General features: G+C 69.7%; 24 protein-coding genes. 8 read left to right on the top strand and 16 right to left on the bottom strand.

Translation table 11 applies throughout. From position 1 onward, the window contains the following. Together VN461_18165 and moaA are read right to left on the bottom strand one after the other, a co-directional pair. Positions 1 to 689 (bottom strand): membrane dipeptidase (locus VN461_18165; protein ID HXB56700.1); only part of this gene is annotated, 689 nt, incomplete at its 3' end. A 21-nt stretch (positions 690 to 710) separates the two neighbouring features. Continuing rightward, a complete protein-coding gene (gene moaA, locus VN461_18160) occupies positions 711 to 1,700 on the bottom strand; it encodes a GTP 3',8-cyclase MoaA (protein HXB56699.1) in 990 nt (329 codons plus the stop codon). A 188-nt stretch (positions 1,701 to 1,888) separates the two neighbouring features. Here moaA and VN461_18155 point away from each other — a divergent pair, with 188 nt between their 5' ends. The 3 genes from VN461_18155 to VN461_18145 are packed head-to-tail and all read left to right on the top strand — an operon-like array spanning position 1,889 to position 2,947. After that, the gene (locus VN461_18155; GenBank protein HXB56698.1) at positions 1,889 to 2,263 is read left to right on the top strand and encodes a PilZ domain-containing protein; all 375 of its coding nucleotides are present in this window, start codon (positions 1,889 to 1,891) and stop codon (positions 2,261 to 2,263) included. A 33-nt stretch (positions 2,264 to 2,296) separates the two neighbouring features. Then, entirely contained in the window at positions 2,297 to 2,542 is a 246-nt protein-coding gene (locus VN461_18150; protein HXB56697.1) for a MoaD/ThiS family protein, read from the top strand. Between the two features lie 15 nt (positions 2,543 to 2,557). After that, positions 2,558 to 2,947: a PilZ domain-containing protein gene (locus VN461_18145; protein HXB56696.1), complete on the top strand. Its 390-nt coding sequence runs from the start codon at positions 2,558 to 2,560 to the stop codon at positions 2,945 to 2,947. A gap of 138 nt (positions 2,948 to 3,085) precedes the next feature. On the opposite strand, the gene VN461_18140 is transcribed toward VN461_18145, so the two are convergent. The 3 genes from VN461_18140 to VN461_18130 are packed head-to-tail and all read right to left on the bottom strand — an operon-like array spanning position 3,086 to position 6,430. Then, positions 3,086 to 3,793, bottom strand: coding sequence for a response regulator transcription factor (locus VN461_18140; protein ID HXB56695.1), 708 nt, complete (start codon positions 3,791 to 3,793; stop codon positions 3,086 to 3,088). After that, entirely contained in the window at positions 3,786 to 4,763 is a 978-nt protein-coding gene (locus VN461_18135) for a HAMP domain-containing sensor histidine kinase (GenBank protein ID HXB56694.1), read from the bottom strand. The genes VN461_18140 and VN461_18135 overlap by 8 nt, the downstream gene beginning before the upstream one ends. Further along, positions 4,760 to 6,430, bottom strand: a complete 1,671-nt coding sequence (locus VN461_18130) for an aldehyde dehydrogenase family protein (protein HXB56693.1) — start codon at positions 6,428 to 6,430, stop codon at positions 4,760 to 4,762. Before VN461_18130 ends, VN461_18135 begins: the two co-directional genes overlap by 4 nt. 56 nt (positions 6,431 to 6,486) lie before the next feature. Between VN461_18130 and VN461_18125 the strand changes: the two genes are divergently transcribed. Beyond that, on the top strand, positions 6,487 to 6,930 hold the full coding sequence (locus VN461_18125) for a nuclear transport factor 2 family protein (protein ID HXB56692.1): 444 nt from the start codon (positions 6,487 to 6,489) through the stop codon (positions 6,928 to 6,930). Here the strand turns inward: VN461_18125 and VN461_18120 are convergent. The 8 genes from VN461_18120 to VN461_18085 all read right to left on the bottom strand — a co-directional run bounded on the left by VN461_18120 (position 6,911) and on the right by VN461_18085 (position 15,384). Beyond that, entirely contained in the window at positions 6,911 to 7,675 is a 765-nt protein-coding gene (locus VN461_18120; GenBank protein ID HXB56691.1) for an SH3 domain-containing protein, read from the bottom strand. The two genes, VN461_18125 and VN461_18120, sit on opposite strands and share 20 nt — an antisense overlap. Then, complete coding sequence (locus VN461_18115; protein ID HXB56690.1) at positions 7,666 to 9,369, bottom strand: BatD family protein; 1,704 nt, start codon at positions 9,367 to 9,369, stop codon at positions 7,666 to 7,668. Before VN461_18115 ends, VN461_18120 begins: the two co-directional genes overlap by 10 nt. Beyond that, positions 9,366 to 11,138: a tetratricopeptide repeat protein gene (locus VN461_18110; GenBank protein HXB56689.1), complete on the bottom strand. Its 1,773-nt coding sequence runs from the start codon at positions 11,136 to 11,138 to the stop codon at positions 9,366 to 9,368. The genes VN461_18115 and VN461_18110 overlap by 4 nt, the downstream gene beginning before the upstream one ends. Before the next feature lie 10 nt (positions 11,139 to 11,148). Further along, positions 11,149 to 12,159, bottom strand: a complete 1,011-nt coding sequence (locus VN461_18105) for a VWA domain-containing protein (GenBank protein ID HXB56688.1) — start codon at positions 12,157 to 12,159, stop codon at positions 11,149 to 11,151. Next, a complete protein-coding gene (locus VN461_18100; GenBank protein HXB56687.1) occupies positions 12,159 to 13,064 on the bottom strand; it encodes a hypothetical protein in 906 nt (301 codons plus the stop codon). Before VN461_18100 ends, VN461_18105 begins: the two co-directional genes overlap by 1 nt. Continuing rightward, positions 13,065 to 13,925: a DUF58 domain-containing protein gene (locus VN461_18095; GenBank protein ID HXB56686.1), complete on the bottom strand. Its 861-nt coding sequence runs from the start codon at positions 13,923 to 13,925 to the stop codon at positions 13,065 to 13,067. Positions 13,926 to 14,057: 132 nt separating this feature from the next. Next, a complete protein-coding gene (locus tag VN461_18090; protein HXB56685.1) occupies positions 14,058 to 15,056 on the bottom strand; it encodes an AAA family ATPase in 999 nt (332 codons plus the stop codon). Positions 15,057 to 15,147: 91 nt separating this feature from the next. Beyond that, positions 15,148 to 15,384, bottom strand: a complete 237-nt coding sequence (locus VN461_18085; protein ID HXB56684.1) for a hypothetical protein — start codon at positions 15,382 to 15,384, stop codon at positions 15,148 to 15,150. Between the two features lie 77 nt (positions 15,385 to 15,461). Between VN461_18085 and VN461_18080 the strand changes: the two genes are divergently transcribed. Further along, the gene (locus tag VN461_18080; GenBank protein ID HXB56683.1) at positions 15,462 to 16,028 is read left to right on the top strand and encodes a cupin domain-containing protein; all 567 of its coding nucleotides are present in this window, start codon (positions 15,462 to 15,464) and stop codon (positions 16,026 to 16,028) included. Between the two features lie 38 nt (positions 16,029 to 16,066). Here VN461_18080 and VN461_18075 read toward each other — a convergent pair whose 3' ends face one another. After that, the gene (locus VN461_18075; protein ID HXB56682.1) at positions 16,067 to 18,997 is read right to left on the bottom strand and encodes a TonB-dependent receptor; all 2,931 of its coding nucleotides are present in this window, start codon (positions 18,995 to 18,997) and stop codon (positions 16,067 to 16,069) included. A gap of 397 nt (positions 18,998 to 19,394) precedes the next feature. Here VN461_18075 and trxB point away from each other — a divergent pair, with 397 nt between their 5' ends. Further along, positions 19,395 to 20,354 carry a thioredoxin-disulfide reductase gene (trxB, locus tag VN461_18070; protein ID HXB56681.1) on the top strand — a complete coding sequence of 320 codons (960 nt, stop codon included), beginning with the start codon at positions 19,395 to 19,397 and terminating at the stop codon, positions 20,352 to 20,354. A gap of 116 nt (positions 20,355 to 20,470) precedes the next feature. Continuing rightward, entirely contained in the window at positions 20,471 to 21,676 is a 1,206-nt protein-coding gene (locus VN461_18065; GenBank protein HXB56680.1) for a glycosyltransferase family 4 protein, read from the top strand. Positions 21,677 to 21,695: 19 nt separating this feature from the next. On the opposite strand, the gene VN461_18060 is transcribed toward VN461_18065, so the two are convergent. Then, complete coding sequence (locus VN461_18060) at positions 21,696 to 23,729, bottom strand: hypothetical protein (GenBank protein ID HXB56679.1); 2,034 nt, start codon at positions 23,727 to 23,729, stop codon at positions 21,696 to 21,698. Beyond that, positions 23,726 to 25,033, bottom strand: coding sequence for a glycosyltransferase family 39 protein (locus tag VN461_18055; protein ID HXB56678.1), 1,308 nt, complete (start codon positions 25,031 to 25,033; stop codon positions 23,726 to 23,728). Before VN461_18055 ends, VN461_18060 begins: the two co-directional genes overlap by 4 nt. Before the next feature lie 169 nt (positions 25,034 to 25,202). Here VN461_18055 and VN461_18050 point away from each other — a divergent pair. Next, positions 25,203 to 26,306, top strand: a 1,104-nt coding sequence (locus VN461_18050) for a sulfatase-like hydrolase/transferase (GenBank protein HXB56677.1), incomplete at its 3' end; no start/stop codon positions are given.

Here is a 26,306-nt window from a genome sequence, read left to right as displayed (position 1 = left end):
GTGAGCCCGCCCTTGCTGACCCCGTGGGCGGATCCCGCCACTTCGTTGTCGAAGAAGTGGGCGAGGCCGATCATCCGATACCCCGCCTGATCCATGACGGCGACGTTGCGGGCGTCCCCCTCCAGAACGTGGGCGCCCTCGAGGGAAAGGAGTCCGGCCACCATGCCCGGGTCGTGCGCGCGCCGCTCGAGGTAGCCGGAGAGGTCGGCACCCCGCCTCACCACCCGGAGTCGGCCGCCGGACAGCGCGGCCATCCTGTGCAGCCGCCGCGCTTGGTAGACGGCGCGCTCCTTCAGGCTGGTCCAGGTCTTGGGAGCCCAACCCTGGGTCAAGGCGAACAGCGTCACCGCGTCTCCCCGGTCCTCGGTGCGGTCGATGTCCACGTTCCAGGGCGTCTTGGTGAAGACATCAAAGACCTGAAGCGCCACCCCGCCCTCGATCAGCCGGGGCACGTCCACGTGCCCCCGGGTTCCGTGGGCCAGGAGGTCCCGCCCCCAGACCAGGGAGTCGGCGTGGAGGTCGGCCGCCAGCAGCCGGGCGTGGAGGGCGTGGGCCCGCTCCGAGACGGTGTAAGGCCCGAGGTGCCGGGTCTGGTTCAGGTGTCCATCCACGAGCGCGGGCACGGCCAGGAAAGAAACGATGAGGACGGAGAGCAAGAGGAGGGCGGGGATGACGATAATTTTGCGCACGCGGTTGGGAGGGGGCGGGGGCTATCCGCCGATCTGGAACATGGATCGATCCTCGGTGGAGATCCCTTCGTCCAGCCGGTGGCCGGTGGGTTTGGTCCCCACCGCCCGCGCCAAGATCGCGGCCACTTCGGGAAGGCCGGCTCCCGAGCGCAGAGCGCGCTTCACGTCCAGCTCGTCGTCGTTGAGCAGACAGAGGTGGAACTTGCCGTCGGCGGTGAGGCGCATGCGGTTGCAGGTGCCGCAGTAGGGCTCGCTGACGGGGCTGATGAAGCCCACCACCCCGCGGCCCCCCTCGAAGCGGAAGTTATTCGACTCGTCCGAAGGGTTCGCGCTCGGCGCCGGGAGGAGGCGACCCAGAACCGCCTCGATGCGTTGCCGGGTCTCGCGGGAGGGGACGAACTGCGAGAGGGCGATGTGTGCGGTCTCGCCCCCGCCCAGCGGCATCAGCTCGATGAAACGAACGTGCCAGTCCCGCTCCAGGGCCCGGGCGGCAAGGTCCACCACGTCCTCGTCGTTGTAGTCGCGCGTCACCACGCAGTTGATCTTGATGGGCTTGAGGCCCGCCGCCTCCGCGGCCGCGATGCCGGCCTCGATCTCTTCCAGGGTGCCGAAGCGCATGATCTTCTTCAGGCGCTCGGGGTGGAGGGTGTCGATGTGGATGTTGATGCGGCGGAGGCCGGCTTCGGCCAGGGGACCGGCCAGCCGCGGGAGCAGGATCGCGTTGGTGGTCATGGCCAGGTCCTCGACCCCTTCGATGGACGCGATCCGGCCCGTGATCTCCAGGATGTCCGGCCGCAGAGTGGGCTCGCCCCCGGTGAGCCGGAACTTGCGGAAACCGACGCTCACGGCAGCCCGGGCCACGGTCTCGATCTCGGCCGCGGTCAGCAGCTCGGGGGAGGGGATGAAGCTCAAGCCACGCAGGGGCATGCAATAGACGCACCGCAGGTTGCAGTGGTCGATGACGGACAGACGAAGGTAGTTGATCTCGCGCCCGAAGCGGTCCCGCGGCAATTCAGCCTCCCGGACAGACCTAGTCTACGCCGTTTTGGCAACCCGGCGCGCGGCCCGGGAAGCGAGTCCGCGGAGAAGCTTGACAAAGGCGAGGGGAGGCCCATGATACCGTCGATCGCATCTCTCAAAAGATGGGGGCCTTGGTCCTCCCTCCGGGGGCGGCACCTGGACCCCTCGCAGGAGGCCGCTTGGAGCGGGACCCCGACCAGAGGAGGTACGAGCGCTTCAAGCTGCGCGTCCCCCTCTACATCTCGATGGAGAGCCAGCTCTTCCACAAGAAGATCCATCTTGAGTCCAAGGATGTGTCCGCGGGCGGTGTGTCCTTCGAGACCAGCCGCGAGATCCCCCTGGAGGCGGAGTCGCGGGTCGTGGTTTCCAACCTGGGCGACCTGACGCCTCCCACCTTCATCCGGGGTCGGGTGGCCCACCTCAAGCAGGACCCCGCGACCGGGCGCTACACGGTGGGCATCGAGTTCACCGAGTTCGTCAACACCACGCGGGAGGAGATCGTGGCCCGGATCGAAGCTTGGCAGCGCACCGCCGTCCCCCCTTCCCCCAGTTGACCACCCAGGCTCTTTCGTGTGAGATGTGCCCTGGTGCGCATTCGCGTGCGACTCTTCGCGGCCCTGCGAGAGGCCGCGGGGCGGGGAGAGTTGGAGCTGGACCTACCCCCCGCGGCCACCGCCGAAGACGCCTGGCGCCGTCTGGCCCAGGAGCACCCGATTCTTGCCTCGCGCCGGGGCAGCCTCGCCGCTTCCGTGAACCGTCGTTACGCCCCTTTCTCGCAGGCCCTCGCGGAAGGGGACGAACTCGTTTTCATACCCCCGGTCAGCGGGGGCTGATGGGGGGAGGTGAGCGTGCCGGGTAGCGGAGGACCAGGGGAGCGAAGAAAGCACGAGCGTTTGGTGGTGCGCGTGCCGCTCTACGTGGTGGTGGAGGGCGAGATCTTCCAGAAGATGGTCGAGATGGAGTCGAACAACGTCTCCGTGGGCGGGCTGTCCTTCGAGACCCGCCGCGAGATCCCCCTGGATGCGGAAGCCCTGGTCATGGTCTCCCGACTGGGAGACCTCCCCGCCTCCGCCCAGATCAAGGCCCGGATCGTGCACTGCCGCCCCAACTCCGCGACCGGGGCCTTCCTCGTGGGCCTGAAGTTCACCGAGTTCGTGGGCGTGACGCCCGAGCAGCTCTTGGCCCGCATAGAGGCCTGGAAGAAGGAGCACGGGCCCCCGCCGGGTTCGGCCGACTAGGCCCGGACCCTCCCGCCTCTTCCCCCCCACTCAGGGACCGCGGCGGCGGCCCCCCCCGTTTCACGACGGGCGGACCCCCTTCGTCGCCTCCGCGGGGTCGCCGCCGGCCCGCGCTCGATCCGGACGACCGAGGTGCTCTCACAGGACCAGCCGGTAGCCGGCGCCGCGCACGGTGTGCAGGTGCTCGGGCGAACGGGGGTTGGCCTCCAGGTACCGGCGAAGGCGGAGGATGAAGTTGTCCACGGCCCGGGTCTCGGTGTCGGGGCTCACGTTCCAGACCTTCTCCAGGATCTCGGCTTTGGAGACGATGCGGCCCGCGTTCTGGACGAGAAGCTTCAGCAGCATCGCCTCCAGCAGCGTGAGGTGGATGGTTCCGGCCCGGCTCTTGAGCTCGAAGGTCCGGAAGTCCACCTCCGTCTGGCCGATCCGGGCCGTCTCCAGCTCCCCTCCCCCGCCCCGGGCCCAGTCCCGCCTCCGGATCAGCCCGTTGACCCGGGCCAGGAGGACGGGCAAGTCGAACGGCTTGGGCAGGTAGTCGTCCGCCCCCACCTCGAGGCCGTGAACGACGTCCTGGGGCAGGCTCTTGGCGGTCAGCATCAGGATGGGGGTGAAGTTGCCGACCTTGCGCAGCCGATCCGCCACCTCGAAGCCGCCCATCCCGGGCAGCATCACGTCCAGGATCACGAGGTCGAAGGCCTGGGCATCGGGGGGACCGGTGCCGGCCAGGCGGGCGAAGGCCTCCGCTCCGTCCGCCACCACCTCGACGTCGTAGCCCTCGAGCTCGAGGTTGAACCTTATCCCCGTGGCCAAGTGCTCCTCGTCCTCCACGATGAGCACTCTAGACATGTTCGGTCTCGGGCGTCGACTCCGGGAGGGCGGGAAGGGTGAGGGTGAAGGTCGAGCCGCGGTCGGGGCCGGGACTGTCCGCGGAGACGGTGCCCCGGTGCCCCTTCACCACAGAGCGCACGATGAACAGGCCCAGCCCGGTGCCGGGGCGGCTGCGGCGGGCCTCGGAGCCGATGCGGTAGAAGCGGTTGAAGATGAACGGCATCTGGGCGCGGCTCATGCCCACGCCGTGGTCGTGGACCCGGAGCTGGGCCTGGCCGTCCCCATCCGCCCGCACCTCCACCTGCACCTCCACCCGGTCCTTCGAATACTTGACCGCGTTGTCGAGGAGGTTGAGCACAGCCGTCTCCAGGGCCTGGACGTTGCCGCGGATCATCAAGTTGTCGGGGCCGGCGTATTGGATGGTCTCCCCGGGGAGCTGGTGACGGGTCCGGGTGAGCTCTATGGCGCGCCGGGCCAGCTTGGCCAGATCCAGGGGCTGGGGGTCCACCACCGGACGGTCCGTGTACATGGCCGCGTTCAGCACGTTGTTGATGGTGGTGTGGAGCCGGTCCAGGTCCTGATGCATGGTCCGATAGAAATCCTCCCGCCGGCTCTCCGGCAGGTCCCGCAGCTGAAGAGTGTCCAGATAGAGCTTGAGGGAGGCCACCGGGGTCTTCAGCTCGTGGGTCACCGCACTCACGAAGTTGCTCTGGCGCTCGTTGAGGCGCACCTCGCGCAGGAGGAGGATCACGATGAGCACCAGGCCGGCGATCAGGAGCAGGAAGAGGAGGGAGCCCAGGAGGTAGATGACCCAGCGCAGGGTGGCGAACTCCGCATGCGACCGGTCCGGCACCCCCAGGATCCAAGCCACGGTGAGGGCCACCGCCACCACGATGAGGGTGACCCCCATCGTGATGAACTGCCACTTGGGCCGCTTCGAGGCTGAGAGCTGCGAGCCCGTTACCGTCATGAGAGAACCGCTGGTCAAACCAGCTTGTCGATGTTCTTGAGAAGGCTTCCCAGATTCACCCGCCGCCAGAAGCGCGAGAAGCGGGCGAGCGCGACCTGGTTGCTGAGGCGCATCCAGAGCGACGAGCCGTGTAGGGCCCGGTTGGAAACGGCCATGAGGCGCTCGTAGGCGGCTCCGTAGGGGAACCACCAGAGGGCGGGGCGGCGGCTCCGGTCCGAGGTGACGTACTTCACCTGGACCATCTCCCGGAGCCCGGCCAGGCCGTGGGTCCGCCCGAAGCCGCTCTTCTTGATCCCGCCCCAGGGGGCGGTGGGCTCGCCGTAGCTGGAGACGCAATCGTTGATGGTCACGACTCCCGCGGCCAGCCGCTCCTGGAGCCGGCGGGCGGTGGCGGGATTGCGCGTCCAGCCGCTGGCGGTGAGACCGTATTCGCTCTCATTGGCGAGCTCAATGGCCTCGTCCACCGACTCCACGGTCATGATGGGCAGCACGGGCCCGAACGTCTCCTCCCGCATGACCCGCATCGAATGGTCGACCCCGGTGAGGACGGTGGGCGGATAGAAGTAGCCTGGCCCGGAGGGCCGCGCGCCTCCGGTCAGGGCGCGGGCCCCCTTGGCCTTGGCCTCCTCCACGTGCTCGTCCACGATCCGGCGCTGGCGCTCCAGGGTCAGGGGCCCGAGGTCAACCTCCCCGCCCGCGGGATCGCCCATCCGGAGCTTGCGTGTCTCCTCCACGACGCGGGCGATGAAGGGCTCGGCCACCGCCTTCTCCACGTAGACCCGCTCCACGGAAGCGCAGGTCTGGCCGCAGTTGACGAAGGCGCCCCAGACGATGCCGCGGGCGGCTCGGTCCAGATCGGCATCCGCGCAGACGACGGCGGGGTCCTTGCCCCCCAGTTCCAGGATCACGGGGGTGAGGTTCCGGGACGCCGACGCCATCACCCTCCTTCCCGTGGCCACGCTGCCCGTGAAGACAACCTTGGCCACGCGCGGGTCCTCCACGAGCGCGGGGGCGAGGGCGTCGTCCACGTTCACCACGTTCACGACCCCGTCCGGGATCCCCGCCTTCCGGCAGAGGGCCCCGACACGCAGGCCGATGAGCGCGGTGGCAGGGGCGGGCTTCAAGACGACCGTGTTCCCCGCGGCTAGAGCGGTGGTCACGCCGGAGAGGGAGATCGCGAAGGGGTAGTTCCAAGGGGTGATGACGAGCACCACCCCCAGGGGGGCGTAGAGGAGCCGGCATTCCTTGTGGGCGAAGAGCAGCACTTGGCTCTCGACCGCGTCCTCGCGGAGCACGTCCTCCGCGCGCAGGGCCAGGTGCTTGAGCGCCTCCAGGGCGGGGAAGATCTCGACGGCAATGGCCTCCGCCGCGGGCTTGCCTTGCTCCTGGGCGATGAGGCGGGCGATGTCGTCCGCTTCATCCAGGACCGCCGCCCGCAACCGGAGGAGGGCTTCCCGGCGCTGCCCGAAGGAGAGGCCGCTCCAGGCCGGGAAGGCCGCTTCCGCGGCGGCCATCGCAGACGCGGCCTGCTCGGCGTCGAGCAGGCTCGTCTCCGCGAAGACAAGACCCGTGGCGGGGCTCACCGCGCCCCGACGCCCCGCCCGACCCTCCACCTCCCGGTTGCCGATCCAGGAATGGTGCGTGGCCGTGGCCGAGACCTCACCCGCCGCCGTCAGTGTGGCCATGCGGTCATTGTAAACCCCCTCCGCGGGCAGCCGCCCGCATCGGTTACAATGGGGAGATGAGAGAGTTGGAGTCCTCGACGCACGCCCAGTCGGAAGCCGTCCGGCAGGTCAACGACCTCTTCTACAGGGCCCTCGAGAACCTAGACCTCGCGGCCATGGACGGACTGTGGCTCCATGAAGGGTGGGTGCACTGCGTGCACCCGGGCTGGGACGCCCTCGTGGGCTGGGAAGCGGTGCGCCAGTCCTGGGAGCAGATCTTCGCTCACACCCGCTGGATCCGGGTCACCCCCACCGCCGTCCGCATCGAGAGCTTCGGCGATCTGGCGGTCGTCTCCTGCAGCGAAAACATCACCGCCCAGAGCGAGGAGGACGTAGGCTTGGCCGTGGCCCAGGCCACCAACCTGTTCCGCCAGACCCCCCAGGGCTGGCGGATGATCCACCATCACGCGTCGTCCGCGCCCGTCCAGGTCACCCACCCCTTCAGCGGGACGGTGCAATAGGCCCTAGTAGGCGCCTCACATCGGGCGCCAGCGCCCACCCCCGCGCCCCCGAAGAGTCCTCGACCCGCAGATAGTCGCCGCTCCCCTCCAGGATGGGCACGACCTCGCCCTCCCGCAGGGTGCCCACGGCCTCGGCCGTGGGCGAGGCCGCGTCCAGGAGGGGCGCACCGCGCCGGATCACGACCCCGACCGGTCGGGTGAGGGACGACGCCGCGGAGCCTACGGTCAGGACGAGGCCCAGGCCGAGCGCAAGCCCGGCGGGGGCGCTGGCTCCCCGGACCGCCGGCCAGAGACGCATCGCTGCGTGGAGGGGCAGCGACAGGAGCACCAGGAGCACGCCTGCAAGGTCGAGATGGTATCGGCGGGCCACCCGCAGCCCGCCCGCCCAGGGGTCGGGTGCGATCTCGGCCGGATCCAGGTTGAAGGCCTCCCGCCTTCGCTCGATCTCGCGGGCCACTGCTCGGTCCCCGGGGTCCAGCTCGCGGGCGCGCAGGAGAGCCCAGAGGGCCTCCCCGGGAGCGCCGCGGGCGGCCGCCGTCTGGGCCCAGTTCCAGTAGAGGGAGGCGCTCTCCTGCCCCCCCGACGCCAGCCCCTCATAGAGCGCGATCGCTTTGGGATAATCGCCGGCGCGGGCGAGGTCGTTGGCCTCGCGGAAGCGCTCCCCCGCCCTGACGCCACCGCCGTCGGCGGCGGCTCCCGCCAAGAGCCCCGCGGCGAGGAGGATCGGCGCGAGCTTCAGGCCCACCGCCGCACCACCTCCCGCGCGCGCGCCGCCAGGTCGCGGATCGTCTCCGTGTAGTCGCCGAGCTGGGGGGCGTAGCGCACGAACTCGACCTCCTGGAGGATCACGCGGGCCGCCCGAACGCGCTCCCCATCCTCCCCCCCCTCGAGAGGCCCGAACACGTCGTGGAGCGTCTTCTCGATGAGAGTGGCCGCGGCCTCCTTGGTCAGCCCCCCGGCGCCCGCCCGCTCCAACGCGTTCAGGGCGGCCCGCGCGCTTCGCCGCGGGGCCAAGCGGCCCTCCCCGCCCGGGCCGCGCTCGCGCCAGCGGGCCGCGCCCCATATCCCGGCGTGCACGAGAAGGCCCACGCCCGCGATGAGGGCCAGAGAGAGGCCGCTCAGGACAGGAAGCCGCTGCCGGGCGGGGTCGAGGTCCGCGCGCAGGGCCAGCGACGTGGCTGCCTCCTTGGCCGCGGCCGGGGGGGCGGGCGCGTCCGCGGCCGCGTTCCCGCCCCCCACCCGGAGGGGAAGGGCGGGCGTCTCTGCGCGGAGGATCCGCCCCGCCTGGGGATCGAAGTAGGAGAAGGCCAGGGACGGGATCTCGAGCGTCCCGCTCGTCTGCGGCACCACCACGAACTCCCACGTCTTCGCCCCCCGCATCCCGCCGGGCTCGGCCTTGATCTCGCTCTTGACCTGGGGAGGGTAGACCCTGGCCCCGGGCAGCCTCACCTCGGGGGCGCGGTCGAGCCACTTGAGGTTGCCGCTCCCCTCCACCCGGAAGCGCAGGGTGGCGGCTTCGCCGAGGGCCAGGGTGGAGCGGTCGAGGGTGGCCGTGGCCTGAAAGCGCCCCACCGCCCCCGAGAAGCCGGGCTCGTCGGGGATAGGCTCCGCGACCACGACCACCGGCCGCGTGGAGCGCTGCACCACCCCACCACGGTCGAACACGCTCTGCCTTTGGATGCCCAATTTGAGGCTGGAGGCGGGAAGAGTCAGGCGGCCGGGACGCGTCGGGAAGAGCAGCTTTTGGATGATCGGGAAGCGCCGGTACGACTCCCCCCCCACCGTGACTCCTTCCCCGGCGGGCGGGGTGTTGCCTCGCTCCAGATCCTCCGCCCAAAAACCGGCGTATTGGGGCGCCTCCACGAACTTCACGTCCGTCACCGTGGCCTGTGTGTACAGGTAGTAGGTGAAGAGAAGGGGCTCGCCCACGTGCAGCGTGGTCCGGCTGGGGACAGCCTCCACGAAGAGCTTGGGCTCCGGGCCCCGCGCGCCTCTTAAAAACGACGAGAAGGGGTCCTCGGAGAAGGGATCCGCGGCCCTCGGGGGGCGCTCCCGGGGCCGGATGCTGCCCGCCACGACCTCGATGGAGATGGCGGGAGCGGTGCGCTCGCCCCCAGCCATGCGGGCGCGCACGGGCCCCACCTCCGCTTTGCCCACCATGACCGGCTGCAGGACGTAGGTGTAGGTCTTGGACTGGGAGGTGACCCCGTTCACGAACGAGAACTGGGTGGAGACGCTGGGCCCGCCCGCGACCTGGAGGTTCCGGAGGGCGGGGAGGGCCACCTCCTCCTGAAGCTGCCCCTCCGCGGTGATAGTGAGCTCGAGCGGGTCGTCGATGCCCACTTTGCGGGCGTCGACTTCCGAGCGCACGATGTCGTCCGCGGCCGCCCGCGCGGAGGGGGCGGCCAGGGCGAGCACGAGCCAGACCGCAGGCTTCACCAGTCCTTCCCCCGCTTCTTTTCCGCCCGCCGCGCGTTCAGGAGCTTCCTCTGCTCGTTCTTCTCGTTCTCCTTGAGCGCGTCCAGGAGCTGCATGGCCCGTTCCCGCGGCATGCCCGTCTCCTCGCGAAATCGCTTCTCCTGCTTCTGCTCCGGCGTCTCGGGCGCGGGGCTCTCCTTCTTTTGCTGACCGGCCGGGCGCTCGTTCTTCTGGCCTCCCCCTTGCGGTTTCTGCTTCTCCTCCCCCCGGTCAGGGGGCGGCTTTTGCTCCTGCTGCTTCTTCAGCGCGCGCAGGGCGAGCTCCAGGTTGCGCTTCGCCTCCGCGTCCTCCGGGGCGAGGTGCAGGGCGTCTCGGTAGGCCTGGATGGCTCCCCGGTAGTCCTGCCTCTGGTAGCGGGCGTTGCCGAGGTTGAAGCGGGCGGCGGGGGCGAGGGGCGACGGCGAGTCCTCGCCCAGGGCGCGGAAGAGGGCCTCCGCCTCCTCGAACTTCCCGTTCCGGTAGAGAGCGTCGGCCAGGTTGAAGCGGGCGCGGGGGTCCTGTGGACGCATCCCCGCCGCCCCTTCGAAGGCCGAGAGCGCCTCGGGATGATTGCCCCGGTCGTACTCCGCCTGGCCCCGGGCCGTGAGCCGCCGCGGCCGCATCAAGACCTCGTCGAGAAGGGAGGAAGAGCCCGCGGGGGCGGGGGCAGCCGGGGCCGCGGCGGCCAACGTCGGGACGAAGAGGAGAAGGAGCGCGGCCGCGGTCGCCCGCGCGCTCGCTTGGCCCCGGCCGAGCAGGCTTGGTAAAGGAAAGGTGAGGCCCAAGGCGAGGGCGAGAAGGCCGACGGCGAGCGGCACCTGAAAGCGCTCCTTCCGACGGTACGAAAACTCGCCGGCCAGGGCCTTCCGCTCCATCCCCTCGATGGCGGAGGCAAGGGCGGAGAGGCTGGTGTCGGCGGATGTGATCCGGAAGGCGCGCCCGCCCGTGCCCCGGGCGATGCTCTCCAGGGTGGCCATGTTCAGGCGCGAGACCACCACCGAGCCGGCGGCGTCCTTCTTGAACCCCACCCGCCGGCCCTCGCGGTCGAAATCGGGGACAGGCTGCCCGGCCTCGGTCCCCACGCCCACGGTGTGGACCACCACCCCCGCCGCCCGCGCGCGGCCCACCGCCTCCTCGACCTCGCCCTCCAGGTCCTCCCCGTCCGAGACCAGGACCAGCACCTTGTTTCGGCGGTCGGGGTCCACGAAGAGGCCGAGGCCCCGGGCCAGGCCCGCGCCCAGGGAGGTGCCCGGCGAGGGGACGATGCCGGGCTCGACGGACTCGAGGAAGAGCCCCACCGCATCCGCGTCCAGGGTGAGGGGGACGAGGGGATAGGCCTCGCCCTCGAAGGCCAAGAGTCCGAAGCGGTCGCCCTCCAGCTGCGAGACCAGAGAGAGAAGGGCCGCCTTGGCCAGAAACATGCGGTTGGGAGGAACGTCCTCGGTGGCCATGGACCCGGAGGTGTCGAGGGCGAGCACGACGTCCACCCCTTCCCGCTCCACCTTCTCCCGCACGATCCCCCACTGCGGCCGGGCCAGGGCGAGGACGACGCCCGCGGTGCCCAGAAGCAGCAACCCCAGACGGAGGAAGCGCCACCGCTCGGGGGGGCGGCGCAGGACCCGCACCCATAGCGGCCGGGCCACGAGGCGGGCGGTGCGCTCCCGGTCGCGGCGGGTGGCCCACACCTCCAGCGCGGCCAGGGCGGGTAGGGTCAGGAGCGCGAGAAAAAAGAGCGGGGAGGCGAAGACCATGACCTAGACCTCAGGCGGGCGCGACCCGCAGCCCGCCCGCCCAAACGAGGCCGGCCGCGGCCAGAAGGGCGGTCGCGGTCAGGAGCACGGGAGGGAACCACTCCCGGTACCGTCGGTACGCGGTCATCTTGATCTCCGACTTCTCCAGCTTGTCGATGCGGTCGAAGATTCGGCGGAGGGATCCGGAGTCGGTGGCCCGGAAGAACTCGCCCCCCGTGCGCTCGGCGATGGCCTTCAGGAGCTCCTCGTCGATATCCACCTCCGTCATCATTGTGTACTCGTGTATTTCGCCGGTGGTGGGATCGCGCGCCCGCACGGGCATGGGGACCTCTCCCCCCCGGCCCACCCCGACCGTGTAGACCCGAACCTCCATGGCCCGGGCCAAGTCGGCCGCGGTCAGGGGCGCGATCTCCCCCGCGTTGTTGGACCCATCGGTCACGAGCACGATCACGCGGCTCTTGGCCTGGGAGCGCCGCAGGCGGGTGAGGGCGGTGGCCAGGCCGGAGCCGATGGCGGTGCCGTCGGGCAGCATATCCAGGTGCACGTCCTCGAGCTGACGCAGGAGCACGGCGGTGTCGGTGGTGGGAGGGGACTTGGTCAGGCTCTTGGCGGCAAAGATCACGAGTCCTATCCGGTCGGAGGTGCGGCGCCGCACGAACTCCGAAACGACCTCCTTCGCCACCGCGATCCGGTTCTTGGGCTGGAAGTCCTGAGCCGCCATCGAGCCCGAGATGTCGAGGGCCACGACGATGTCCACTCCCCGGGTGCTGATCTCCTCCTTGAGACTGCCGTGCTGGGGACGGGCCAGCGCCACGGCCCCCGTCATCAGGCCCAGGGCGGCCAGCACCAAGGGGAGCTGCCGCAGGCGAGTGCGCCTGCTCCGGGGCCCCCGCAACCGCGCCACCCCCGGGAATACGAGGGCCCCTCCCTGCCGCTCGCGCAGGAGGGCGGCGGCCACGACCAGCGGGCCCGCGAGGGCGGCCAAGAGCCACCACGGGTCCTGGAAGCGGAAGCCCCCCATCAGGCCGCCTCCTCTGCGGGCGGGGGTTGGAGCCGCGTTTCCAGCCTCCGTACGAGATCCAGGATCGCCGCCAGGTGACGATCGCCCTCCGCGGGGAGCCCCCGGCCAAGAGCGAACTTGATCTGGTCCGCGGCCCGGGAGAGGTCCTTGAGCGCGGGCAAGAGATCGGCCTCGAAGGGCCCTTGGCGGAGGAACGCCATCATCTCCGCGCTCGTCATCTCCAGGACCGGGGCCTTAAGCCGCCGCTCCAGGTAGCGCTTGGCGATCGCGGTGAGCGTGATGTAGAACGCTCGGTGCTCGCCCCGGGCGAGGAAGCCCGAGGCGGCGAGCGAGTCGAGCGACTGCAGCGCCTCCTGGTAGGGGGCGAGCGGGGGGGCTGCGACGGCCGGCCGCTCCCGGCGGCGGCGCCGGCTCCAGAGCCACGCGGTCAACCCCGCGAGCGCGACGAGGGCGAGGGCCACGGCGATCCAGAAAGCGCGGCCGATGGAGAGGGGCAGGGGGCCCCGGATCTCCGCGAGCTTCTGCTCCTTGGGGTCCTTGGGGAGGAGGGAGAGCACGCGAAGGGGAACCGGCGCCGTCGAGATCTCGCCCTCGCTCCCGGTGGGGAGGCGATACCTGACGGCGATGCCCGGCACCTCCGCCTCCCCGAGCGTGAGCACGAGGGCCTGATAGCGGTGCTGGGCGGGAGGGAGGGGTTGAGCCCCGGGGACCGTCCATAGCTCCACCCGATCGTCGCCGGCATCGGGCGGGAAGGAAAAGAGTGTCCCCGCCGGGCCCTCCGCCGTCACCTCCACCACAAACGTCTCCCCCACCGTCACTTCGGTCTTGGCCGCGGTGGCCCGGGCCCGGGGCGTGCCGAGGGCGGCGGGGACGGCGGCCACGAGCAGGAGGGCAGCCGGGCTCACCTACCGCCTCCTCTCCCGGGCCTTGAAGAAGGCGGAGAGCGGCCTCTCGTAGGACTCGACCGTCGAGAGGGCGAGCGCGTCCACCCCCGTTCGCTGAAAGATCGCGGGGGCGAGGGCGCTCCCGGCGAGGCGCCGCCGGACCGCGGGGTCGGAGGTGTCCACCACCATCCGTTCGCCCGTCTCGGGGTCCAGAAGGGCCATGAGCCCGACGGCGGGGAGCTCGGATTCTCGGGGATCGGAGAGCTCTAGGGCGATCACGTCGTGGCGTCGGCGCAGGATGCCGAGGGCCCGCTCATAGCCCTGGTCCTGGAAGTCCGAGAGAACGGCCACGATGCCCCGGCGCTTCATGACCCGGTGGGCGAAGCGAAGGGCCCCGGCCAGATCGGTGCCCCGCCCGGCCGGGGCCAGGGCCAGCAGGTCGCGAACGATCCGCAGGGCGTGGTCGCGGCCGCGGCCCGGGGGCACGTGGGCCTCGATGCGGTCGGAGAAGAGGACGGCTCCCACCCGATCGTGGTTGGCCACCGCGGAAAAGGCGAGGACCGCGGCCAGCTCGGCGGCGTAGTCGCGCTTCAGAAGAAAGCGGGAGCCGAAGGCCTGAGAACCCGAGACGTCCACGAGCAGGAGCAGGGTCAAGTCCCGCTCCTCCACGAACTTCTTGACGTAGGGAGCGCCCATGCGGGCGGTCACATTCCAGTCGATGATCCGCGCGTCGTCGCCCGCCTGGTACTCACGGACCTCCGCGAACTCCATGCCCCGGCCCTTGAAGACCGCGTGGTAGGACCCGCCGATCCCCGACTCCAGGATCGCCCTCGTCCTTATCTGTATCCGGCGGATCTTCGCGAAGGTCTCGCGGTCAAGCATTGGAGGCTGCTCTAGAAGAAGCCCTCACACGTCCTCGTCGCCCCGGGAGTCGCGGGGACTCGGGGGCCGAGTCCGCCTCGTTCCCTCGATCTCGCGCTCTCGGCTGCGGATCTCCGCTGGGGGGAGCGTCCACTACGGCACCTCCACCCGCTCCAGGACCCGCTCCACCACCGTCTCCGTCGTCACGTTCTCGGCCTCGGCCTCGTAAGTGAGGAGGATGCGGTGGCGCAGCACGTCCCTCGCGATCTCCTTCACGTCCTCCGGCACCACGTAGCCGCGGCCGCGCAGGAACGCCACCGCCCGGGCCGCCTCGGAGAAGGCGAGGGTGGCGCGCGGGGAGGCCCCGTAGGCGATGAGGGGCGTCATCTCCCCCAGCCCCACCTCCCGCGGATGCCGGGTGGCGGTGACCACGGCCACGATGTAGTCCCGGATGCGCTCGTCCAGGTAGACCTCCCGCACGCGCCGGCTTAGCCGGACGACCTCCCCTCCCCTGAGAACGCGGTTCAAGGCGGGGGCCTCGCCCGACATCATGCGATCCAGGATCTGCCGCTCCTCCTCCCGCCGCGGGTAGTCCACCCGGACCTTCAGAAGGAAACGGTCCACCTGGGCCTCCGGCAGAGGGTAGGTTCCCTCCTGCTCGATCGGGTTCTGGGTGGCGAAGACCAAGAAGGGCTCGGGGAGGGGATGGCTCGTGTCTCCCAGGGTGACCTGCCTCTCCTGCATGGCCTCGAGGAGCGCCGACTGCACCTTGGCGGGGGCGCGGTTGACCTCGTCGGCCAGAAGCAGGTTGGTGAAGACCGGCCCCTTGCGGGCCACGAACTCTCCCGTCTTCTGCTGGTAGATCATGGTCCCGACGAGATCGGCGGGCAGGAGGTCGGGGGTGAACTGGATCCGGGCAAAGTGCACGTCCAGGACCTGGCCCAAGGTCTTGACGGCCAGGGTCTTGGCCAGGCCCGGCACTCCCTCCACCAGGAGGTGGCCGCGGCAGAGCAGGGCCACCATCATCCGCTCGATCAGGGCCTTCTGGCCCACGATCAGCTTCCGGATCTCGTCCACCACCGCCTGGACCTGAAGCGACTCCTCGCGCACCGTCTCGTTGAGCTTGGCAATGTCGAGGTCCGCTGGGGCCATGGGTGTCCTTTCTGGTCTAGGGGCCGCCCCCGCGGTTAGACGCGGGACGGAGCCGCGCGGTCTCAGCTTGGGGGTCGGTGGCCGGGCAAGGTCAGCGCAGGTGGCCGATCTTGGACTGGAGAAGAGCCCGCCCGCGCTTGAACTCGGCCACGTCACCCCGGGCGAGGGCGGCGATGGCCTCCCCCGCGACCGCGGCGAGCTCCCCCCGATCCAGGCTCGCCAGCTCCTCCTGGACCTGCTTCAGTTTGGCGGCGATGCTGTCCAGGGTCCCCACTTCGGTGGCGTTCAGGGTGGCGAGCATGAGGCTGATCCGGGGAGCGGTCTCCATGGCCTGACCGTATCCCGCGGCCCGCCACCCTGTCAAGATATGTAGCCGTCGACCGAATTACACTCGTGGAGGGTGGCATGCGTGGACTACAACTCTTGGCGGCTGCCGTCTTTGGGCTCGTCCCTCTGGTCGGGTCCGGTCAAGCACCACCGGGGGGAGCCTCTGCGCGGCCCGGCGGGACTGGAGCCTCCCCGCCTCCGACCCACACCTCCCTCAAGGACCGGCCCTGGAGCACCTCAGAGCAATACCCGGAAGCTCTCCAGCGTGTGTGCCACTACAAAGCCCTGATCGGGGGCCGGCGGCCCGGGGTCGTTCCCCAGCCGGATGTGCTCATGGGGATGCTCGAGCTTGCGCCCCGGGCCATCTATCCGGCGCACCGGCATCCCGCTCCCGAGCTCTATTACGTGATGAGCGGCCGGGCCGAATGGACGGTGGGCGACGAGACTTTCACCGCCGGGCCGGGGACCGCCATCTATCATCCCCCGAACACCCTGCATCGGATGGTCAACACTGGCGACGAAGTCCTGCGCACCGTGTACATGTGGTGGTCTCCGGGCGGCGACCGAACGGTGATCCAAGTGGCGTCCGAACTTCTCGAGGGCGTGCCCGAGCAGCCGGCGAAGGCAAAGTTCGAGGAGCCCTAGGGGCGGCCGAATCTGCAACGAAGGATTGCCGGGAGACGCTAGAACTCTATCCTTGCCGCGAACTGAACGTTGCGCGAGCCGTTCCTTATCGAGATCGCCAGGGGCACGCCGAAGTGCGGGTTCGGCGTCGCCACAAAGACGTTGTCGGTCTGGGCCGTGGTGTACTGTACCTGATCCACCGCGGGCTGGAAGTTCTGGTGGTTGAAAAGGTCGTAGACCTGAGCCGTGAGCCGCAGTCGTAGCCGCTGCCCGAGCGAGAAGTTCCGGGCCACGGTCAGATCCACGTCCTCGGTGTAGGGGGTGCGGAACGAGTTGAAGGCCGGCCCGGGCACCATCTGGAAGTTGGGTTCGGCGCTATCGAGGAGGGCCGTGTACGGCCTCCCGCTGGCCACGGTCGCCACCATACCGAGTGTGAAGTCCTTGAGAACTCCCGCTCTTGGGGACCAGCTTCCGGCCACGACCAAGCGGTGGGTCTGGTCCAGGCTGGAGAGGCCCCGCTGGGAGGGGATGTCGAACTGGTTGTAGTAGCCGGTTCCCTGGTCGGTGGTCTTGGAGAGGGTGTAGGCCAGCGAGCCGTGGAGCTGGTCCGAGGAGTATCGGAGAAGGACCTGCAGGGCATTGTAGACCGACTCCCCCGTGTTCTTGACCACGCCGATGCTGCTGAAACCGGGATCCAGGAATCCTTCGATGGCCGAGTTGTCAGGGACCACTACTTTGTGACCGTCCGGGAAGACAACGATGTCGGTATTGAAGGAGCCGCCGAAGTTCGTCTGCTGGTCGGGGGGCACGAGATTCGCGTCGTAGCCCGCGATGGCCTGGCGGGTCACGCCGTTGGCGCCGCCCAGCAGCCGTACGCCGTGGGTGTACACGTAGCCGACGCGGAGAGCGGTGTGGCTTCCGAATTGATGTTCGATGCTCAGGTTGGCTTGCTCGACGTAGGGGCTCCTGAACTTGGGGTCGATGGTGTTCAGGGAGGGTGTGCCCCCGGCCCCGCCTGGGAATCCGGGTAGGGTGTACGGATAGTTGACCGCCGGGTTGGAGTTCCCGAACGCCGGTCCGGCAATGAAGACGAACTGCCTCAACACTCCGTTCTCGACCAGGGCCTGAGACATGTCCAGATAGTCCATCTGCAGGTAGAAGATGCCGCCCGAGCCGCGAAGGACGGTGTGGCCGTTTTGGTCCAGCAGGTAGGCGAATCCCAAGCGGGGTGCGAAGTTGTGGTAGTCGACGGGAATGGAGCAGGTTGGAGCGAAGGCCGGGTTGCAGACCTTGGGCTGGGCGTACTTCTGGAGATCCCAGCGCAGGCCGTAGTCGAGCGTGAACCGGGGCGAGACCCTGAACTCGTCCTGGGCGTATACGGAGAAGGTGGGGATCGTGAAGTTCGTGGTCGTCTCCCCGAAGGACTGGAGATAGAACTGATAGGTCCCCGTGGCCACGCTCGGTAGATCTTGGAAGGTGTAAACGCCCTTGGGGCCGTAGAGGAAGTAGTCCGAGTCGTGGTTTACGTTGATGTCGACGCCGGCCTTGACCGTGTGGCGTCCCTTGAGCTTCGTCACGTTGTCCGCAAACTCCCACCGCTGGTCGCTGGTCGAGAGTTGAAAGCGGTTGCCCCCAAACACGAACCCGGTATCGGGATTCTGGATGACGGTGGTCGATTGCGTGGCGGGCGAGAGAGGCAGGTCTTCGTGGTGGTCGTTCAGGAAGTGCACCCTGAGCTCGTTGAAGCTCGAGGAGCTGAAGTTCGTGAGGAGCGAGGCCTGAACAAAGTGGCTGGTGGAGCCGTCGGTAAGGTCGAGCGAATCGCCGGTCGAGGTGGGGGTGATGAAATAGCCATGGGGGCTGACGAAATGCTGGAAGTTGTAGGTCAGGTTGAAGGTGCTCTTGCTGCCCGCGGTTCCGCTGAGCTTCGCGAAAGCCGTATTTTGATTGAAGGTACGCGGGAAGAGCCCTGAAGCCGCGTTCACCTGGGCCGCGAGGCCTGGGTTTTGAGCGAAGAAATCGGGGGGCAGACCATTCAAGGCAGGCGAGTTGTTTACGGTCACGGGCTCGTTGCGAAGCTGCCCCTCGTAGTTCACGAAATAGAACAACTTGCCCTTGATCAGGGGGCCGGAGAGGCTGGCGCCGAACTGCTGTCGCCGGTTGGCGGGCTTGGGGATGCCGCGCTCCTTGTTGATGGCGTCATTCGCATTGAGGGAGGAATCGAGGAAGTAGTAGTAGGCGTCGCCGTGAACATCGTTGCCACCGCTCTTGGTCACGGAGTTGACGAGGCCGCCGCCCGCCTGGCCGAACTCCGCCTGGAACCCGTTGCTCGTGACCTGAAACTCCTGAATGACGTCCTCGCTGAACTGGAAGGGGATGGTTCCGCGCCCGATCTGTTGCGCGAAGAACGCGTTGTTGTCGTTGGCGCCGTCGACGGAGTAGTTGTTGAAGTTCCCGGCGATGCCGTTGAAGCTGACCATTCCGAAATCGCCGTCCGTGGTGGCACCTGGAGTCAAGAGGACGTAGTCGACGAAGTTACGCCCATTCAAGGGCAGGGTTCCGATCGTCTCCTGGCCGATGAGAGCGCTCACCGAGGACGTCCTGGGGTCGACGAGCGGTTGGCTGGCCTCGACCTCCACCCGGGTCTGGATGTTGCCCACCGCGAGCACGGCGTGCAGGCTAGTGGTCGTTCCAACCGTGACCGAGCCCTTCAGGGAAGCGGAGCTGAATCCTTCTTTTTCGATCGAGACGTCGTAGGCCCCGGGAGACAGGTTGGGAAAGATGAAGTGCCCGCCGCTATCGGTGGTCTGCTGTTTTGAGATCCCGGTTGCGGAATTCCGGACCGCCACCTTGGCCCCCGCGACCGTCCCCCCCGTGGCGTCCATGACTGTGCCTTCGATGCGTCCCGTGCTCGACGACGCCTGGGGCCACGAGGTCCTGGGCGTGAGCAAAAACAGACAGCAGGCAAGACCTAACCAGATTCGTTTCATCGTTCTCCCCCGCTTCCCTGGTATGCTCCCTGAGCCTGAAGACACCCTGACCCCGCAGGAACTCCGATGGCCCGTCGCTTCTGGTTGAGCCAAATTGAACGGCGCGAAATCACCGAGTTGAATACGGTGGCGTTCAAAGCCTGGTTTTCCTGTTGCGTGACCGGAGTGTAGGGCAACCTGCGCCAAGACTGCAAGAATTTTCCAACCCCGGAGCGGCGTCAGCCTTGATGGGCGGCGCGCCCCACTCGGGCGGAACATGTGGGACGGTGCCCGCCCGCCGGGTGGGCCGTCTCGGCGCAGCCCGCCCCTCCCGACGGGAGACTCAGAGGTCCGGCCCTCGCGACGTTATACTGGAGAGTCGGGTCTTCACCCGAGAAACGAGGATCACGAGCACCTCATGTCCGAGCAACAGGAGTTCAAGGTCACGATCTTGGGGTCTGGCCCCGCCGGCCTGACCGCCGCCCTCTATGCTTCCCGGGCGAATCTAGCACCCCTGGTCGTGGAGGGGGGCGGGGGGGACGACCCCACCGACATCCCCGGGGGCCAGCTCATGCTCACCAGCGACGTGGATAACTACCCCGGCTTTCCGGAAGGCATCCTGGGGCCCGATCTCATGGAGCGGATGCGAAAGCAGGCGGAGCGCTTCGGAACCGAGTTCCGAACGGGGGCCCTCAAGGCGGTGGCGCTGCACGAGCGCCCGTTCCTCCTCACGCTCGCGGAGGGGACCGTTCGCACGGAGACCCTGATCATCGCCACCGGGGCGACCGCGCGCTGGCTGGGCCTGCCCGAAGAGCTCGAGTTCCGGACCCGGATCGGCGGGGTCTCCGCCTGTGCCACCTGCGACGCCTTCTTCTACAAGGACAAGCACGTCCTGGTGGTGGGAGGGGGCGACACCGCGATGGAAGAGGCCACCTTCCTGACTAAGTTCGCGAGCAAGGTCACTATCGTCCACCGGCGCGAGGAGTTCCGGGCTTCCCGCATCATGCTCGAGAAGGCGCGGAAGAACCCTAAGATTGGCTGGATCCTCAACAGCGTGGTGGAGAAGATCCTGGGCGGGCACGGGAAGGGGGTGACGGGGGTCACCCTCCGCGACGTGAAGGCGGGGGCGGTCAGCGAGGTGGCCTGCGGCGGGATCTTCATGGCCATCGGCCACGTGCCCAACACCGCCCTCTTCAAAGGCCAGCTGGAGACGGACGAGAACGGCTACCTCCTGACCCATGAAGGCACCACGGCCACGAGCGTGCCCGGCGTCTTCGCCGCCGGCGACGTCCAGGATCACCGTTACCGGCAGGCGGTCACCGCCGCCGGGAGCGGCTGCATGGCGGCCATGGACGCGGAACGCTTTCTGAGTCACTGAGGAGTGGCCGAGGGGCCCCGGAACCCGCCGGGTCGGCCCGGGCGCGACCCCGGTCGTCATCCCGGGTTCGCGCGGGGTGCGAAAGGATCGCGGCGTCCGTCCGCCCTTCCCCAGTGATGTCCGAGACTGCCGGGGCCCCGGAACCGGATGGAAAGCGGCTCCGCATTCTCTTTCTTGCCCCCCAGCCGTTTTTCGAGGTGCGCGGCACCCCGCTCGCCGTGCTCGCCATGGTGCGCGCCCTCGTCCGCCTCGGGCACCGAGTGGACTTGCTCACATTCCCCCAGGGAGACCCGGTGGACGTGCCCGGCCTCAACCACCGTCGGAGCCTTCGCCTCCCGGTGGGACGGGTGAGGGCCGGCCCATCCCTGGCCAAGATGGCGCTGGACGTACCTTTCCTGGGCGAGGCGGTCTGGCGCATGGCCAGGGGAGGCTACGACGTGGTGCACGCGGTTGAAGAGGCCGCGCACCTGGCCGCTCCCTTCGCGCGCCTCTTTGGGCTCCCCCTGGTGGCGGATGTGGACTCGTCCATACCCGACCAGCTCCGCTACTCGGGCTTCGCCGCCCGCGGCCCGCTGCCGTGGGCAGCCGAGGTCCTCGAGCGCTTCGCCCTTCGGGGGGCGGCGGTCGTGGTCACGGTGTGCCGGAGCCTGACCGAGGGCGTGCGCGCCCAGGCCCCGGGCGTGCCCGTCTTCCAGGTGGAGGACCCTCCCCTCGTGGACGCCTCCGACGCGCCCGCGCGCGAAGCGGTGGAGGCCCTGAGGCGCGAGCTGGGCCTGAGCACGGCCCCGGTCGTCCTCTACTCGGGGAACCTGGAGCCCTATCAGGGCGTCGACCTTCTGGTCGACGCCGCCGCGCGCATCCCGGAAGCTCGGTTCGTCTTCATGGGCGGAGAGGCGGCGCAGATCGAGGCGTTGCGGGCGCGGGCCGTGACGGCGGGCGTCAGGGGGAGCTGCGTGTTCGCGGGCCCGCGCCCGCCCTCCACCCTGCCCCTGTTCCTCGCCTTGACCGATGTCCTCGCCTCTCCCCGCCGCCAGGGCGCCAATACCCCCTTCAAGATCTTCACCTACCTGGCCTCGGGGCGGCCCCTGGTGGCCACGCGCATCCCCACCCACACCCAGCTCCTGGACGATTCGCTGGCCTTCCTGGTGGAGCCGAGCGCGGACGGCTTGGCGGCCGGCATCCGCCAGGCCTTGGACCATCCCGCCGAGGCCGCCGCCCGCGCGCGCCGCGGCCAGGAGCTGATCGACCGGGAGTACAGCCCCGCCCGCTACCAGGAGAAGGTGCGCGCGGCCTACGCGGAGGTTGCGCGCCGCCTCGCTTGAGTCCGGAACCGAGGGCGCTTCAGTGGCGGCCGGCCAGGAGCATGCGGTAGTACCAGTCCTCCCGGTCGGGCCGCGGGTGCGCGAAAAGGGCGCGCGCGCGGGCGGGCCAGTCCAGGTTGGGATCGAGCCATTCGTCCCAGGCCTGCTGCCGGGCCCGATCCTCGGCGGGGTGCAAGAGGACTTCGGCCAGACCCCAGGGATCGGAGGACACGTAGGGCGTGATCCGGAGCGCGGCCACCCGCCGGCCGCCCAGCGGGATGGCCAGGAGGTCGTGGTCGAGGAGGTACTGCGGGTGGCCGTTCACCCAGCGTAGGTCGTCCTGCTCCTCCCGCCGCCGCCGGCGGGCCACGGTGTCGAAGGCGACGCCGTCCGTGCTCACCTCGACGTCCATGCTCCGGAGGAGCCGCGGCCCCTCGAGTCCCGCCACGAGGGTGATGGCGTCCAGGGGCCGCGGCGCGGGGAGCCGGAACACGGTGGGCGCGATCGGGTCCGGGGAGAGGACCGTGCGCAGGTCGGCGTCCCCCGCCGCACCGGCGTCGGGAAGGACCTCGACGGTGGGGCCGAAGGGGGGGACGAAGTCGTGGAAGATCACGGCCGCTCCCGCCTCCGAGCGTCGCCAGCGTCCTCCGATGGCCCCCAGCGCCTCCTCGAAGGCCTTTGGCGCGGGCAGATCCGTGGGGATCGCGGGTGTGAGCACCCAGGCCACGTCTTGCGCGAAGCTCACTTCGTCGAGGAAGGGAAGCGGGTAGTGGCGGAAGCGCTCGTTCCAGGGCTGGGAGGCGATGATCGTCTCGCCGCTCTCGTAGGTGAGCCGGTAGGCGGGTCCATAGGAGGCGTAGGCGCGCCGGATGCCCCGCGCCAAGAGGGCGCGGCGGGCGGGGGCGAGATCGGGAAGCAGGAAGGGCGCTTGCGCCCGGTCCCCTCCCCGCCAGGCCGCCAGCAGGCGCGTGCTCCCCGTGAGATGGAGGCCGGCCAGGGCCAGCACGACCAGCCAAGCCCGCCGCGGCCTGGCGGAGGCGGCGGGGACGGAGACCACCAGGGCGAGGAGGGGGAGGAAGAGGGGGGTCAGGAAGCGAATGTTGTGGGGGGTTGCGCGTACGGGGAACGGGAAGGCGAGGAGGGCGAGAGCGGCGGCCCCCAAAAGGAGGCCGGCTGCACCGCCCCGCGCCCGGCGGACGGCCTGGACGAGGAGCGATCCGTAGACGAGGATCAAGCCCGCGGCGGCCCCGCGCGGGGCCGAGACCACGTAGTCGGGTGTGTCGGCCACGACGGGAACGTGGGTGCCCAGCAGCCCCCCCAGGGGTCGATGGAGCTCCGGCAGCACCTGGAGCAGGTGGGCCCCCATCGTCTCCTCCCGCCCCGACACACGGACCACGCGCGTGGCTTGACGGTCGGCCAGGGCCCGCACCCACCAGGGGGAGCTGGCCGCGAGGAGGGGCAGCAGAGCGGCCAGGAGCAGCCGGCGATGGCCGCGCGCCCTCCGGAACAGGTAGAGGCCGCCCGCCATGACCGCGCTCGCGGACATGAGGTGCGTCCAGAGCGCGAGTCCGGCCAGGGCGCCCCAGAGAGCGAGTCCGCCCCGCGGCTCTTGGCCCTGCTGGAGCCGCTCCCCGAGCCGGAAGGCCAGGACGAGGAGGACGCCGCAAAGGATGAGGGTCGTGGGGTAGAACGGGGGCGGAAGGGCGGATAGCAACAGGAAGTACGGGGGCGGACACGCCATGAGGATGGCGGCGGGAAAGGCGGCGGCGGGGTGAAGGGCGCGGCCCAGGGCATGGGCGATCGGAATCAGGGCCAGGCCGAGGAGGAAGTAGGAAAGGCGGAGGGCGTCCGGGGTGGGCCCGAGCGCGGACACGAAGGGCGCGGCCAGCCAGGCGTCGAGGGGCGAGCCGTACGGCTGTCCCCAGAGTGTCGTTCCCTGACCCAGGTGCCGGGCCATCAGTCCCACGATGGCGGTGTCCCCGTCGATCGGCGTGCGCAGGGCCTCGATCCAGAAGGGGGCGCGCACCAGCACGCCCACCAGCATGGCGACGGGGATCTGGAAGGCCGGCCTCACGGCGGCCCGGACTCCTCGGGAGCCTCATGCTCGGGGGCGCCCAGGGCCCGATCCGCCGCCCAGAGCCGGAAGCTCGGGATGAGGGAGAGCACAAGGACGAGGGCCGCCCCCGCGGCCACGGCTTTCCGCGGCTTGGAGAGGAGCACCTGGGAGCGCCCCGCGGCCCACGCTAAAGCCGCCACCACGAAGAGGACGGGCAGCACGGGAAGGCGGTAGCGGGCGTAGCCGTGCGTCGCCACATGGATGAGGTTGTAGTAGACGAGGAAGCCCACGAGCAGGAGGGGCGCGCGCTCGAAAGGAAGGCGGCCGAGGCCGGCCACGAAGAACCCGAGAAGGGCGAGGTAGGGGAGGAGGACGAGGACGGCCAGAGCCGCCGCGACCACGGGCCTCACATCCCCGTAGGCGCCCCGCTTGACATGGATCAGGGGCTGGCTGTCCGCCTCCCAGAAGTTGGGCATCTCCTCCTCGAGCTTCTCGAAGATCCAGGTGGGCTGCCGGGCCCAGATGGCCTGCAAGCCTTTTTCCCGCGCGAAACGGTACTTTTCGATGCGGCCGTGCACCGCCCAGTACTGGTCGTAGACCTCCTGTCGGGAGAGCGGCGCGTTTCCCTGGAAAAGGTTGAGCGCGCCCGCGGTGGAGACGGGGACGAAGGCGTCGTAGACAACCCAGTTGCGCCAGGTCCAGGGGGCCACGGTCAGCAGCGCCGCGGCCAGGAACGCCCCCCCGCGCGAGAAGGCCCGCGGTCTCCGGACCGCGAGCCAAAGCGCGGCCAGGGGCACGAAATAAAGCAGCGTTTCCCGGGTGAGCGTGGCCAGTCCAAAGAGCAGGCCGGCCAGCGCCGCGGTGCGCGCAGACCCCTTTGCGTCGGCGGCCAGCAGTCGTTCGAAGCCCCACCACAGGAGGGTCAGGAACAGGGTCTCCGCCCAGAAATGGACGGAAAACCAGACGAGCTCGGGATAGAAGGCGGTGAGGGCGGCGGCGATGAGCCCCTCTCGCGGGCCCAAAGCCCACCGTCCCACGCCGCCCACCGCCGGCACCAGGAGCGCTCCCACCACGGCCTGCAGCGCTTTCACCGCCTGAAGGCTGCCGAAGAGCGCATAAGACGCGCCGATGAAGTAGGGGTAGAGGGGGGGATGGAAGATCAGGCGGAAGCGGAGGGGGGAGAAGGAAACTTCGGGCGAGGTCAAGACCTGCGCCCCCCAGGTGGTCCACACCGTCTCGTCGGCCACGGGAGCGGTGGAGGGCTCGATCATCAGGAAAGCGACGCGCAGGAGGAGCCCGGCGACCGTCAGGTAGAGGAGCATTGAGCGCGCCCGTATTCTAAGGCCAGGGGAGCGTGTCGCCCCGGGGGCAGCGGTAGGGCCGACGGAAACCCGCGGGCCCGCGGCCGCTCAGGCCCGGTTTGGTCCTGCGCCCGCCGATGCTCAGAATAGGGGTTTCGGGGAGCGCGCTCCGCGCTCCCGGGGAGGGGACGTGCGCGCGGGCTTCTTGACGGGGAGCGTGGCGGGAGCGGGGGCTCTGCTCCTCATGTCCACCTGCAGCCCGCCCCCACCGGCCGTCGACCTCCTGCGGGCAGAGGGCGCGCTCGCCGAGGCCACCGTCGCCGGCCAGGGCCGCACGGCCGTGCTCCCGCAGGTCGGCCGGCCGGTGAGGATCAACGACGTGGTCAGGCGCACGCTCCCCGCGGGCCCGCCCAGCCACTACCGCTTCCGCCTGGACATCCCTAAGAGGGCGCGGCTCGCCGTGGCCTGCGCCATCCCCGAGCCCCACCAGAGCCGGCCGGGGGTGGAGTTCGTGGTCAAGCTGGCCCGCGGAGGCCGGGAGGACACGATCTGGACCAAGCTCGTCGACCCTCTCGGACACCCCGAGCACCGCGGCTGGCTGGAGGCCGACATCGACCTCTCCGGCTTGGCCGGCCGGGGCGCCGAGCTCGTCCTCGAAACCCGTGGCTACGAGGAGACCGGGGACCCGGAGCGGGCGGTATGGGGCACCCCCGCCCTCACCGCGGCCCGCGATGACTCTCCGCTCGTGGTCGTCTACTTGGTCGACACCCTGCGCGCGGACCACACCGGGCCCTACGGGTACCCCCGGAACACGACCCCCCATCTCACCGCCTTCGCCCAGGACGCGGTGGTCTTCGAGCAGGCCATCGCCCACGCGTCCTGGACCAAGCCCTCGGTGGCCTCCCTCATGACCTCCCTGCTGCCCGGCCAGCACCGGGCGGTGCAGCTCCGCGACCCCCTGGATGCCTCCCACCCGACCCTGGCCGAGATGATGCACGCCAAGCGCTACACCACGGGGGCGGCCATCGCCAACTCCGTGATCTACGGGGCGGAGTCCAGCTTCGACCGCGGCTTCGACTACTTCGCGGGCCTTCACGGGGAGGACGACCGGCCCTCCAAGCTCGTGAACGCGGACGTGGTCGTGGACGCCGCCCTCGCCTGGCTGGACACGCGCCGGGGCCTGCCTACGTTTCTCTACGTCCACACCATGGACCCCCATGTGCCCTACGCCCCCCCTCCCCCTTTCGACATGATGTTCGAGCCCCACCCCACCCCCGGGCACCCCGCCGCCGAT

The organism is Vicinamibacteria bacterium (assembly GCA_035570235.1).
In the GTDB taxonomy this organism is placed as follows: domain Bacteria; phylum Acidobacteriota; class Vicinamibacteria; order Fen-336; family Fen-336; genus DATMML01.
This window is presented reverse-complemented; position numbering and strand designations above follow the sequence as displayed.

Coding starts and splice junctions, on each gene's coding strand:
- trxB (HXB56681.1), top strand. CDS start 19,395: ATGTCCGAGCAACAGGAGTTCAAGGTCACGATCTTGGGGTCTGGCCCC.
- VN461_18095 (HXB56686.1), bottom strand. CDS start 13,925: ATGCTTGACCGCGAGACCTTCGCGAAGATCCGCCGGATACAGATAAGG.
- VN461_18140 (HXB56695.1), bottom strand. CDS start 3,793: ATGTCTAGAGTGCTCATCGTGGAGGACGAGGAGCACTTGGCCACGGGG.
- VN461_18130 (HXB56693.1), bottom strand. CDS start 6,430: ATGGCCACACTGACGGCGGCGGGTGAGGTCTCGGCCACGGCCACGCAC.
- VN461_18090 (HXB56685.1), bottom strand. CDS start 15,056: ATGGCCCCAGCGGACCTCGACATTGCCAAGCTCAACGAGACGGTGCGC.
- VN461_18105 (HXB56688.1), bottom strand. CDS start 12,159: ATGGGGGGCTTCCGCTTCCAGGACCCGTGGTGGCTCTTGGCCGCCCTC.
- VN461_18075 (HXB56682.1), bottom strand. CDS start 18,997: ATGAAACGAATCTGGTTAGGTCTTGCCTGCTGTCTGTTTTTGCTCACG.
- VN461_18085 (HXB56684.1), bottom strand. CDS start 15,384: ATGGAGACCGCTCCCCGGATCAGCCTCATGCTCGCCACCCTGAACGCC.
- VN461_18110 (HXB56689.1), bottom strand. CDS start 11,138: ATGGTCTTCGCCTCCCCGCTCTTTTTTCTCGCGCTCCTGACCCTACCC.
- VN461_18080 (HXB56683.1), top strand. CDS start 15,462: ATGCGTGGACTACAACTCTTGGCGGCTGCCGTCTTTGGGCTCGTCCCT.
- VN461_18055 (HXB56678.1), bottom strand. CDS start 25,033: ATGCTCCTCTACCTGACGGTCGCCGGGCTCCTCCTGCGCGTCGCTTTC.
- VN461_18125 (HXB56692.1), top strand. CDS start 6,487: ATGAGAGAGTTGGAGTCCTCGACGCACGCCCAGTCGGAAGCCGTCCGG.
- VN461_18065 (HXB56680.1), top strand. CDS start 20,471: ATGTCCGAGACTGCCGGGGCCCCGGAACCGGATGGAAAGCGGCTCCGC.